Genomic DNA, 11038 nt, shown 5'->3' on the forward strand with positions numbered 1-11038 from the left:
CGCACCCCGCACCCCGCACCCCGCACCCCGCACCCCGCACCCCGCACCCCGCACCGACCTCATCCTCACGCGCGCGAGCGCTCCTCACATGTCACACCCACATGCGATCGTGGTCTTTTTCGGTTGGTCGGCAGGCGGATGCGGGTGGGACGGGGCACGCCCTACGCGCGAAGCACAGGCGAGCCCGCGGCGGGCCGCCGCAGCCCGCTCCGCCGCACCCACCCCGCCTCCCGCGCCTCGAGCGGGCCGCCTCCGCGACTCCCCCGGCCTCCGTCCCGCGTGACGGGCCGCCTCCCCCGCCGTCCGGGGCTCGCCTCGCGGGCGGTGACCTCGTACGCTGAGCGCGTGACCCGCAAGACCTTCGCCGACAGCGCCGCCATCAAGCAAGGCCCCTGGACCCACCGGCACATCGACGCCAACGGCTCGCGCTTCCACGTCGCGGAAGCAGGCGAGGGCCCGCTCATCCTGCTGCTGCACGGCTTCCCCGAGTTCTGGTGGGCCTGGCGCCACCAGATCCCGGCGCTCGCCGGCGCCGGCTTCCGCGTCGTCGCCGTCGACCTGCGCGGTTACGGCGCCTCCGACAAGCCGCCGCGCGGCTACGACGCCTACACGATGGCCGCCGACGTCGTCGGACTCGTGCGCGCCCTCGGCGAGCGCGAGGCCACCGTCGTCGGCCACGACCTCGGCGGCATCCTCGGCTTCGCCGCTGCCGCGTTCCACCCGCGCCAGTTCAAGTCCCTGGTCGTCATCGGCGCCGCCCACCCGCTCCGCCAGCGCGCCGCGCTCGCGGTCGACCCGAAGGGACAGATGACGGCGTCCCGGCACCTCTTCGCGTTCCAGATGCCCCGCTACGAGCACAAACTCACCGACTGGGACGCGCGGAAGGTCGCCGACCTCATGTACGCGTGGTCCGGCCCGGGCTGGCGGGGCAGCCGCGACTTCCAGGAGTACGTGCGCGCCTGCCGCGACGTCATCCAGATCCCCCAGGCCGCCTTCTGCGCCCTGGAGGCGTTCCGGTGGCCGTTCCGCACCGCGATGGGCCTGGCCGGACGCAGGTTCGTGAAACTGCTGCAGCGTCCGACGCCGGTGCCGACGCTGCAGCTGCACGGCGCCCTCGACTCCTGCGTCCTGCCGCGCACGGCGCAGGGCTCGGGCCGGTACGTGCACGGCCGCTACGAGTGGAAGCTCCTCGACGGCGTCGGCCACTTCGCGCAGCAGGAGGCGCCGGAGACGATCACCAAGGAGATCATCCGGTGGGCGAGCTGACCGCAGTGGGACGCTCCACGAAACGGCCGGCGCGCTAGCCGCGCGGCTAGCGCATCGGGCAGGATGGTCGGCGGGGCCACCGCCCCACCGACGAGCCACTTGGAAGGCGGGTCCATGTCCGAGGCCAGTTTCGCGCTGCGCGGCGCCACGATCGTCCCCATCACGTCAGCGCCGATCGAGCACGGCGTCATCCTCGTCGAGAACGGCCGCATCAGCGCCGTCGGCGGGGCGGATCTTCCTGTGCCGGAAGGGGTTCCGGTCGAGGACGCGACCGGCAAGTGGATCATGCCGGGCCTGATCGACGCGCACACGCACCTGGGCGTGCACGAGGTGGCCGAGGGCTGGGCGGGCAACGACACCAACGAGATGACCGACCCGAACACGGCGTATGTGCGGGCGCTGGACGGCATCAATCCGGCCGAGCCGGGCTTCGCCGAGGCGCTCGCGGGCGGGGTGCTCGCGGTGAACGTGAACCCGGGTTCGGGCAACGTGATCGGCGGCGAGACCGTCGCGGTCAAGACCGTCGGGCGGTATGTGGACGAGATGGTGCTGCGGTCGCCGTCGGGCGTGAAGTCGGCGCTGGGCGAGAACCCGAAGCGGGTGTACGGCGAGCAGAAGAAGACGCCGTCGACGCGTCTGGGCACGGCCGGGGTGCTGCGCCAGGCGTTCGTGGAGGCCGAGAACTACCGGGCCGGGGAGGGCCGCGACCGGGATCTCACGCTCGAGGTGCTCGGGAAGGTCCTCGACCGTGAGATCCCGTGGCGCCAGCACTGCCACCGCGCCGACGACATCGCCACGGCGCTGCGCGTGGCCGAGGAGTTCGGGTACGACCTGGTGCTCGACCACGGGACCGAGGCGCACCTGCTCGCGGACGTGATCGCGGAGCGGGGGATCCCGGTGATCTTCGGGCCGCTGCTGTGCTCGCGGTCGAAGGTGGAGACGGCGAACCGGTGGCCCGAGAACGCCGCGAAGCTCGCCGCGGCGGGCGTCAAGCTCGCGATCACCACGGACCATCCGGTCGTCCCGATCGAGCACTTGATCATCCAGGTGATGCTGGCGGTGAAGGCCGGGCTCGACCGCGACACGGCGCTGCGGTCGGTGACGATCAACCCGGCGCAGATCATGGGCGTCGACGACCGCCTCGGCTCGCTCGAGGCCGGCAAGGACGCGGACTTCTGCATCTGGTCGGGCGATCCGCTGGACATCTACTCGACCGTCGAGCGGGCGTACATCGACGGCAGGCCGGTCGGCTAGCGCGGCGGGCTCGAGACGCCGAGGGCGCCTTGAACATCAGGTCCGGGGCGGCAGTGCTGTGGAGGCTGGGCCGCCGCCCCGGACGGCTGGAACGGCGCGGGGCCGGGCGGCACCGTCAAGGTGCTGCCCGGCCCTGCGCTTTGCGCGCCTCAGGCGGCGCGGCGGACGTCGGCCCGCTTCGGGAGGGCGGCTTCGGAAGCCGCCCGCAGGTCGCGGGCGATGAGGCCGCGGCGGGCGGCGGTGATGCCGCCGGCGATCCGGCTGCGCAGTGTGGGACGTTCGGCGACGACGGGCGCGTCGGGCAGTGCCGAGCGCGCCTCGGTGCCGAACAGCTGCAGTGCCAAGATTCCGTAAGCGTCCATCGGTGTTTCCTTCCGGGCGGTGATGCGAGATGCGTGCCGCGCCGGTGCGGCGGTGAGGCCCGCTCCGCGATGGCCGGGGTGGTCCCCCGGCGCCCGCGGTCGGTTCCGGGGCCTCGGCCACTACTCTGACGGGCCCGTGTCACCGGCTCATTACGCCTCAGGAAACCCTCGGACAAGTCCCGTGAACACCACGGTGCCGATCATGCCCCAGGTCACACCCCTTGTGCCGCAAAACGAACCGTCCCGGTCGGCGGCGCCGACCGGGACGGTCATGAAGTGGGTCCAGTGGGACTCGAACCCACAACCTACGGATTAAAAGTCCGCAGCTCTGCCAATTGAGCTATAGACCCAACGGGGAGATTACCGCATCAGAGGAGTGCCGGTGCGGGTGGCGGGGGCCGGATGGCCTGCGGCACTCGGATTGTCGGCGGCGGGTGCGATAGTGGCGGGAGGGCGGTCGTCCACCGCCTGCGGACGGCGCGCCGGAGGCGGCGAGCGGTGGCGGAGGACTGGTTTCGGACGGACTCCACCGCCGGGCCGGTGGCGGTGGAGCCTGCGGCGGGCGGTGTGGGCTTCGCACCGCCGCTGGTGGACGGCGCGGCGGCAGTCGCGGAGCACCGCCGCCGCGCCTATTCGACCAGCGTCGCACGCAGTCCTCGGTGGGGTCGGACCCGCTCCCGCTTGATCGAACATATGTACTATAAACCATGGCGTCAACCCCGGACACACCCGGTCGGGTGATTTCCCAACGGAACTGGGGAATGCGCTCGCCGCGCGGCACGGCCCCGGCGGCACCAGGCGGACGGGCAGGTAGACTCGCCTGCTGTGCTCATACTGCTGCCGCCGTCAGAAGGAAAGGCCGGTCAAGGCGACGGTCCGCCCTTGGACCTCGGCCGACTCTCCTCACCCGCGCTGAACCCCACCCGCGAACTCCTCGTCGACCGCCTGGTCGAGCTGTGCGCCGACGAGGACGCCGCCGTGAAGGCGCTCAAACTCCCTGCGAGCGCACGCCATTACGTCCAGGCCGGCCGGACGCTCCGCACCGCGCCGACCCTCGCGGCGTGGGAGCTGTACAACGGCGTCCTCTACGACCGGCTCGGGCTCGGGGACCTCCCCGACGGCGAGCAGGTCTTCATCGCGTCGCCGCTGTGGGGGCTCCTGCGGCCCTCCGACCGGGTGCCGCCGTACCGGATGCCGATGTCCACGCGGTTCGCCGGGCTCGACACGCTCGCGAAACTGTGGCGACCGGCCGTGGCCGACGTGCTCGGTGCCCGCGACGAGCTCATCGTGGACCTGCGTTCGGGCACGTACGCCCAGGTGTGGGGCCCGAAGGACCGCGGCGTCGCCGTACGCGTGTTCAAAGAGGACGCCGACGGCGGGCGCACCGTGGTCACCCACATGGCCAAGGCCACCCGAGGCGAGGTCGCCCGCGCGCTCCTCGCCGGCGGTGCCCGGCCCGAGTCCGCGGCGGACCTCGCCGACTTCCTCGCCGGACAGGGCTGGAAGGTCGAACTCAGCGAGCCGGCGACGCGCTCCAAGCCGTGGCAACTCGACATCGTGAGCACCTGAGTCCGTAGCTACCCTCGCGTGTAGTAGCGCGGGCCCCCGGCAACATCCCTGCCGCGGGAAAGCTGAAGCGGAGCTGAAGCGCTTCGCGGGCGGGGTGAACGGGGCGACTGGACGATGGCGGCGGTGGACCCGGCGGCGGCGGTCATGGTCGCGGTGTAGGCGAAAGGAACGGCCCGGACGCGGTGCGTCCGGGCCGTTCCTCGTCTTGTTCGTGGTGCGTGTCCCGCTAGTGGTTCGAGTGGTAGCCGTTGGCCTTGGCGCGCTCGAAGGAACGGCGCACCTCTTCCTCGGCTTCCGCCCGTCCGGTCCAAGTCGCGCCTTCGACGCTCTTGCCGGGCTCCAAGTCCTTGTACACCGTGAAGAAGTGCTGAATCTCCAGGCGGTCGAACTCGGGAACGTCGGCGATGTCCTTGAAGCGGTCCTTGCGGGGGTCCTCGGCCGGAACGCACAGCACCTTGTCGTCCACGCCCTTCTCATCGCGCATCCGGAACATGCCGATGGCACGCGCGCGGATCACGCAACCGGGGAACGTCGGCTCCACCAGGACCAAAGCGTCCAGCGGGTCGCCGTCCTGGCCCAGCGTGTCGTCGATGAAGCCGTAGTCGGCCGGGTACACCGTCGCGGTGAACAGCGTCCGGTCCAGACGGATGCGTCCGGTCTCGTGGTCGATCTCGTACTTGTTGGCGCTCCCTTTCGGGATCTCCACGGTCACGTCGAACTCCATCGGCCGACCTCCTCCAGGCTCAAATGCAGTGCTCTTGATGGCCTAGTCTCTGTGCATGTCCCTCAGTGACAACGCCGACCCCAAGGTCGCGAGTAGTACGCCACACGCCGCACCCGCCCCGCCGCAGGGCGGAGCGCGCCGCAGACGGGCGCTCACCTGGGTTCTCGCGGCCCTCGCCATCGTGGTCACCGTAGCCGCCGCAGGGGGTCTGGTGTGGCAGATCTCGGCCGTCACCAGCCCTAGGACCGGGACGCTCACCGCCCCCGAGGCCTATCCCCCGGCCGAGCCCGCGCCCGTCCTCGCCGGGTCGGACGCCGACGCGCCGCTCCCCGACCTCGCCTCGGTACTGCCGGACCTGCTCGCCGACGCCCGCCTCAACGGGAGCCTCTCCGCGTCCTTCGCCGACGCCCTGACCGGGGAAGTCCTCTTCGAGCAGGAGGCGACGACCCCGCTCGCGCCCGCCTCGTCCATGAAAGTGGTCACGGCCGTCGCCGCGTTCCAGCACCTCGGCGCCGAATACCGCATCCCGACCACCGTCGTCGAGGGCCCGACCGAGGACAGCGTCGTGCTCGTCGCCGGCGGCGACCCGACCCTGACCGTGGACGGCGAGGGCTACTACACGGCGTACGGGAAGGGCGCGAGCCTCACCGAGCTCGCCGAACTCGTCCTCGAAGCGCGCGGCGGCACCGCGCCGACCACCGTCTACCTCGACACGAGCGTGTTCACCGACTCGGTCAGCGCCGCAGGCGTCGGCGCAGGCGAGCTCGCCACTTCGACCGCGCCGATGGCGCCGATCATGGTCGACGGCGGCCGCACCGACAACACGTTGAAGTACTCCCCCCACCACGCCGACCCGGCGCTGGTCGCCGCCCAGGAGTTCGCGAACCTCCTCGGCGCGAGCGCCGTCGAGGCCGGGACCGCCGAAGCGGGCGCGGCCGAGCTGGCCGTCGTCCACTCGGCGCCGATGTCCGCGCTCGTCGACTCGTTCATCCTGACCTCGGACAACCTGCTCTCGGACGCGGTGGCGCTGCAGACCGCGCTGGTGGTCGAAGGCGAGATGACCTGGGCCGCCATGTCGACCGTGCACACCGCGACCCTCGATGGGCTCGGGGTGAACACGGCCGGGCTGGTGTTCCACGACGGGTCCGGGCTCTCCCCCGACGACCGCATGACCGCGGAGGCGTTCACGCAGATGCTGCTCGGCGCCGCCGGGTCGCAGGCGTCGTCGGTGTTCGAGTCGCTTCCGGTCGCGGGCTACTCGGGCACACTCGACGACCGCTTCGGCGACGCCGCGGAGGGCATGGGCGTCGTGCGGGGCAAGACCGGCACCCTCACGCAGCCGACCGGCGTCATCTCCCTGACCGGCACCCTCACCACCGCCGACGGCAGGCAGTTGATCTTCTCGCTCATCAGCAACGGCCACACGACCGGAACGGAAGCCGTCGAAGCGGCCATGGACGAGGTCACCGCCGGGGTGTCGCAGTGCGGCTGTTAGCGCGGCAGGCGAACGAAGCGCGAACAAGGGGCCCCGGGCTGTCGCCCGGGGCCCCTTTGCGTCGCTCGGGGTTACGCGACGTTCCAGGTCTGGTTGAGGTTCAGGCAGCCGGAGGCGGGCACGGTCGCCGTCCGGTTCCCGATCGACTCCCAGGTGTAGGCGCCCGAGGAGCGGACGATCACGTACTTGTACTGGAAGGTCGTGCCCGCCGGGATGCCGGCGATCGTGCCCTTCCACACCGGGTACGACGCGCCCGACAGGTGCGCCGAGCTGATCGCGGTCCAGTTGCCGAGCTGGGGGATCGAACCGACGATGTACACCTCGTCGCCCACGTTCGTGCCGCTCACGGTCGCGTTCACGACGACGCAGTCGTCCGCCTCGCCCTCGTTGCCGCCGCCGCCCGAGCTGTTGCCCGCGTAGATCGCCAGCGCGGTCTTGGCCGCGACGGTGGCGGTGAAGGCGCCGCCGGAGACGGTGACGGTGTTGCCGGAGATGACGTCGACGTACGAGCCGTTGGGCAGCGAGGTCGTGAAGGTCTGGGTGATCGAGGAGGTGCCGGCGTTGACGACGGCGTGGCCGGCGTCGCCGCGGCCGAAGGCGAGGGCGTCGCCCGAGCCCCAGGTGTTGACGACGGCTTCGCCGGCGGTGGCGGCGCGGAAGCCGGCCATGCCGCTCATGTAGGGGGAGCGGTGGATGCAGGTGAAGGCGCCGGTGCCGCAGACGGCGTCGGCGACGGAGCCGTCCGGGTTGAGGGGCGGGGCGGCGTGGTTGTTCGCGAATTCGTAGCCGGTGTAGGAGGCGGGGGTGCCGAAGGGGTGGGCGAGCATGAACGCTTCGGCGAGGAGGTAGTCCTGGCCGTACCGGTAGTTCATGGTCTGGGAGCCGCGCTCGGTGTCGTGGTTGGCGACGAAGACGCCGGCGGGGGCGGTGTATCCCCAGCTGGTGCCGATGGTGGTGAGGTGGCGGGCTTCGGAGCCGCCGTTGATGTGGTTCTTGAGGTCGTAGGCGTAGCTGAATTCCTGGACGTCGCCGATGCCGGTGTACTCGGCTTCGGTGATGGGTTCGCCGGGGGCGCCGATGACTTCTTGGACGATGTAGGGGTCGCCGTCGACGAGGTTCATGATGGCGGCGAGGTCGGTGGCGGCGATGTGCTTGGCGGCGTCGACGCGGAAGCCGGCGACGCCGAGGCTCTGGAGGTCGTCGAGGAAGGCGGCGATGGTCTCGCGGACGTCGGTCTGGGAGGTGTCGAGGTCGTTGAGGCCGACGAGGTGGCAGTTCTGGACCTGGTTGCGGTCCTGGTAGTTGGTGATCTCGCAGTAGGAGGAGCCGGTGTTGTGGAAGTCGGAGGCGTCGTAGCCGGCGTCGGGGTAGCTGAACTGGCGGTACCGGCTGCCGGCCCAGCCGGTGCGTTCTTCGGTGGCGGAGCCGGCGGCCATGTGGTTGATGACGACGTCGGCGATGACGCCGATGCCGTTGGCTTCGCAGGTGGCGACCATGTTCTGGTATTCAACGCGGGTGCCGAGGCGGGATTCGATCTTGTAGCTGACGGGCTGGTAGTGGATGTACCAGGCGTGCTCTTCGCCGGCGGTGGCGTCTCCGCCGAGGATGTGCTCGTTGGGCGGGGAGGTCTGGACGTAGGTGTAGCCGGAGTCGGCGAGGGGGCCGGCGCATTCGGCGGCGATGGAGTTCCAGGTCCATTCGAACATGTTGAGGATGGAGTCGCCGCCGGTGAGGGCGGCGGCGGGGGCGGCGTCGAGGGGTTGGGGGTCGTCTCCGGTATGGGCGGTGGGGACGACCGCGGCGGCGAGGAGGGCCGCTAGGGCGGCACCGCCGATGGCGGGCAGTGCGCGGCGGCGGACGTGGTGAGGCATCGTTGCTCCCTTTGCAATTCCTGCCCGCAATACTGCAAGATGTTGCGGACTTGAGAAGAACGTAGCATCCGGAGTCCGATAGTTTCAAGATGTTCGATATTTGAATCCGTGTTGTCACTGTGAGTGAGATTCAGCACGGGCGAACCGCCGCAAACCGCTCCCCTGCCGGCGACGACCCAGGCGACGCTCGGCAACGGCGGCAAACGGACGCGACCGGCCGGGCTCCATAGGTCCGAAACATGCCGGTTCGCGCCCGCTTGCGCGTGCCAGTGGCGCCGCAACTGCGCTATGGATAGGCTTGTCCGATGGCGCCGCCCGCAGGAAACCCGATGCTGCCGTCCGTCGACTGGCAGACCGCCGCCTCCTGCTCACGCGCCTTCAGCCGCGGCGGCCCCCGTATGAGCCCCGAGGGCGCACTCGACGTCGTCGCCGACCTCCACCGGCACGCCCGCACCGCGATCGACCTGGTCACCGACTACACCGGACTCGTCCCCGGCAGCGCGGTGAACGTCGACGTCGTCGACCGCATCCGCTGGAGCCGGGCCAACATCGCCGGATTCCGGCGCCTCCTCACCGAACTCGGCGCCGAAGACCTCGACCCGAACGCGCCCGTCCCGGCCGCCGCCAAGCTCACCGGCGTCCAGACCGGCGCGGTCCTCGCGTTCCTCTCCTCCCGCGTGCTCGGCCAGTTCGAGACCTTCTCCACCGACAGCGGCCGCCTCCTCTTCGTCGCCCCCAACATCGTCGAAGTCGAACGCCGCCTGCGCCTGCCCTCGCGCGAGTTCCGCCTCTGGATCGCCGTGCACGAGGCCGCCCACCTCACCCAGTTCACCGCCGTCCCCTGGATGCGCGGACACTTCCACGACCTCATCCACGCGTTCTTCGACGCCGCCGAACCCGACCGCTCCACCGCCTCCGGCCTCGCCCGCGCAGTGCGCCGCGCCCTCGCCTCGGCCCGCGAAGAGGAACGCGGCGGCCCGCCGCGCGAGGAGCTCCCCGGCACCGACGTCATGTCAGCGGTCACGAGTCCTGAACAGCGCGAAGCGATTTCGCAGATCCAGGCGCTCATGACGCTGCTGGAGGGGCACGCCGAATCCGTCATGGACGGCGTCGGCCGCACCGCCATCAACCATGTCGCGCTCCTGCGCCGCCGCTTCGACCGCCGCCGCGCCAACCCGACCACCCTGCAGCGGTTCCTGCGCCAGCTCCTCGGCCTCGACGCCAAGATGCGGCAGTACGCGGCCGGACGCCGCTTCGTCGACCACGTCGTCGCCGAGCACGGCCTCACCGGCTTCAACCGCGTCTGGGAACGCCCCGAGCACCTGCCCACCGAGACCGAGATCGACCACCCCGACCGGTGGATCGCGCGCGTCCTGCGCGACCAGGGCCTCGCGCCGCAGCGACTCGGCGCCGGGCGCGGCTGACCGGCATGGCGAAACTGCCGCCGGCGGTGGCGCGCCTGCGCGTCGCCGTCCGCGACGCGATCGCCGGCCTGCCCGACCGATCGCTCGTCCTCGCCGCCTGCTCCGGCGGGCCCGACTCGCTCGCACTGGCCGACACGCTCGCGTTCTGCGCGCCGCGCATGGGCCTGCGGGCCGGGCTCGTGACCATCGACCATGGGCTGCAAGCGGGTTCGCGCGAACACGCGGCGGCGGTCGTCGCATGGGCGCGGAAGGTCGGGCTCGACCCGGCCGAAGCGGTCGCGGTCGACGTCGGCGAGGCGGGCGGGCCGGAAGCGGCCGCGCGAGCGGCCCGGTACGCGGCGCTGGACGAGGCCGCGCAGCGGCACGATGCCGGCGCGATCCTCTTGGGGCACACCAGGGACGACCAGGCCGAGACGGTGCTGCTCGCGCTCGCGCGCGGCGGGGGGCCGCGCGGGATCGCCGGGATGCGGGCGGTCCGGGGCGTGTACCGGCGGCCGCTGCTGGGCGTCTCGCGGGCGGACACGCACGCGGCGTGCGCCGAGCGCGGGCTCGAGCCGTGGACGGACCCGCACAACGCTGACCCGCGGTTCCTGCGGTCGGCGCTGCGGCCGGCGATGGAGGTGCTGGCGGCGACGCTCGGCGAGGACGTCGTGGCGAACCTCGCGCAGACGGCGGCGCTCGTCGGGGCCGACACTGATTATCTGGACGGCGTGGCGCAGGAGGCGCTGGAGGCATGCCGGGTCGAGGGTGCTGCGGGCGAGGTCGAGACCGGCAGTCTCGATGCGAAGCGGGTTGCGGCGCTGGCGGGGCCGGTGCGGCAGCGGGTGCTGCGGGCATGGGTGCTCGAGGCGGGGGTCGACGGGTCGGCGCTGAACCACCGGCATCTCGAGGCGGTCGACGCGCTGGTCGCGGCTTGGCGCGGCCAGGGACCGACGTTCCTTCCCGGAGGGATCGAGGTGCGGCGCGGCGACGGCCGTCTGACGGCGGTGCCCGGCGCGCCGGGCTGGTCGGATCCGGGGCAGCACTGAGCCTCGGGCGCCGGTGTTTTCAACGCCCCCGGGCAAAACCCGAAC

Annotated in this window: 9 protein-coding genes and 1 tRNA gene; 6 read left to right on the forward strand and 4 right to left on the reverse strand. The window is 71.6% G+C overall.

From position 1 onward, the window contains the following. The first annotated feature begins 345 nt into the window (after positions 1 to 345). Both AB0K52_RS14625 and AB0K52_RS14630 read left to right on the forward strand, forming a co-directional pair. Entirely contained in the window at positions 346 to 1266 is a 921-nt protein-coding gene (locus AB0K52_RS14625) for an alpha/beta hydrolase (protein ID WP_363531467.1), read from the forward strand. 114 nt (positions 1267 to 1380) lie between these two features. Further along, positions 1381 to 2520: an amidohydrolase gene (locus tag AB0K52_RS14630; RefSeq protein ID WP_363531470.1), complete on the forward strand. Its 1140-nt coding sequence runs from the start codon at positions 1381 to 1383 to the stop codon at positions 2518 to 2520. 149 nt (positions 2521 to 2669) lie between these two features. Here AB0K52_RS14630 and AB0K52_RS14635 read toward each other — a convergent pair whose 3' ends face one another. Both AB0K52_RS14635 and AB0K52_RS14640 read right to left on the reverse strand, forming a co-directional pair. Further along, positions 2670 to 2882 carry a hypothetical protein gene (locus tag AB0K52_RS14635; protein ID WP_363531473.1) on the reverse strand — a complete coding sequence of 71 codons (213 nt, stop codon included), beginning with the start codon at positions 2880 to 2882 and terminating at the stop codon, positions 2670 to 2672. 277 nt (positions 2883 to 3159) lie between these two features. After that, positions 3160 to 3232: transfer RNA gene (locus tag AB0K52_RS14640), tRNA-Lys, on the reverse strand. A 475-nt stretch (positions 3233 to 3707) separates the two neighbouring features. Between AB0K52_RS14640 and AB0K52_RS14645 the strand changes: the two genes are divergently transcribed. Continuing rightward, positions 3708 to 4451 carry a peroxide stress protein YaaA gene (locus tag AB0K52_RS14645; protein ID WP_363531476.1) on the forward strand — a complete coding sequence of 248 codons (744 nt, stop codon included), beginning with the start codon at positions 3708 to 3710 and terminating at the stop codon, positions 4449 to 4451. Positions 4452 to 4677: 226 nt separating this feature from the next. On the opposite strand, the gene AB0K52_RS14650 is transcribed toward AB0K52_RS14645, so the two are convergent. Further along, positions 4678 to 5175: an inorganic diphosphatase gene (locus AB0K52_RS14650; RefSeq protein ID WP_205325795.1), complete on the reverse strand. Its 498-nt coding sequence runs from the start codon at positions 5173 to 5175 to the stop codon at positions 4678 to 4680. Positions 5176 to 5230: 55 nt separating this feature from the next. Here AB0K52_RS14650 and dacB point away from each other — a divergent pair, with 55 nt between their 5' ends. Beyond that, positions 5231 to 6670, forward strand: coding sequence for a D-alanyl-D-alanine carboxypeptidase/D-alanyl-D-alanine-endopeptidase (gene dacB / locus AB0K52_RS14655; protein WP_363531480.1), 1440 nt, complete (start codon positions 5231 to 5233; stop codon positions 6668 to 6670). Positions 6671 to 6741: 71 nt separating this feature from the next. On the opposite strand, the gene AB0K52_RS14660 is transcribed toward dacB, so the two are convergent. Beyond that, a complete protein-coding gene (locus tag AB0K52_RS14660; RefSeq protein WP_363531483.1) occupies positions 6742 to 8541 on the reverse strand; it encodes a carbohydrate-binding module family 20 domain-containing protein in 1800 nt (599 codons plus the stop codon). A gap of 305 nt (positions 8542 to 8846) precedes the next feature. Between AB0K52_RS14660 and AB0K52_RS14665 the strand changes: the two genes are divergently transcribed. After that, positions 8847 to 9965: a zinc-dependent metalloprotease gene (locus tag AB0K52_RS14665; RefSeq protein ID WP_363531486.1), complete on the forward strand. Its 1119-nt coding sequence runs from the start codon at positions 8847 to 8849 to the stop codon at positions 9963 to 9965. 5 nt (positions 9966 to 9970) lie between these two features. After that, positions 9971 to 10993: a tRNA lysidine(34) synthetase TilS gene (gene tilS, locus AB0K52_RS14670; protein ID WP_363531489.1), complete on the forward strand. Its 1023-nt coding sequence runs from the start codon at positions 9971 to 9973 to the stop codon at positions 10991 to 10993. Positions 10994 to 11038 lie beyond the last annotated feature (45 nt).

The sequence above is a fragment of the Glycomyces sp. NPDC049804 genome, assembly GCF_040674615.1.
GTDB classification, from domain to species: Bacteria; Actinomycetota; Actinomycetes; order Mycobacteriales; family Micromonosporaceae; genus Glycomyces; species Glycomyces niveus.